Origin of the sequence: Shewanella sp. GutCb, from assembly GCF_002836135.1 — a bacterium.
Lineage (GTDB): Bacteria > Pseudomonadota > Gammaproteobacteria > Enterobacterales > Shewanellaceae > Shewanella.
Genome location: NZ_PJBL01000087.1, coordinates 1 through 375, shown reverse-complemented (window position 1 = coordinate 375; position 375 = coordinate 1). Strand labels below are relative to the sequence as shown.

The window sequence follows — 375 nt, the reverse complement described above, 5'->3', positions numbered from 1 at the left end:
CTATGGCCTGTATGACAACGGGGCCAGCGAGCAAGTAAGTAAGCGCTTTGACGATGCAGTGCGGTTCTTGGAAAAAGTGGCGGCTGGTAAAATAACTCTCGGTATTACAACACAGGGTGAAAGCCCGGTAAGTAATGACTTGCCCACGATTGAGAGTGACGGCGCGGTGTTTAACCGTCGCCAATCTAAGGGTTTTATCTGATGCTCGATTTAGTCACCCCACTGATTACTCAGCTTACCCCAAAAGATGCTCCATGGTTGGAGGTGGAGGGGCTGCTTAAGCTTTCAGAGCTGGATGACAAGACACCAAGGCGATTGCCAAAATTGTACGTGATTGAGATGTCAGAGCGGGCTACGCCTGATGTACGTGGGACA

At 50.4% G+C, this 375-nt stretch carries 1 protein-coding gene; it reads left to right on the top strand.

Features of this window, described 5'->3' with window-relative positions; translation table 11 throughout:
* On the top strand, positions 1–202 hold a 202-nt coding region (locus CXF86_RS20080), incomplete at its 5' end, for a phage protein Gp36 family protein (protein WP_145992410.1).
* Positions 203–375 lie beyond the last annotated feature (173 nt).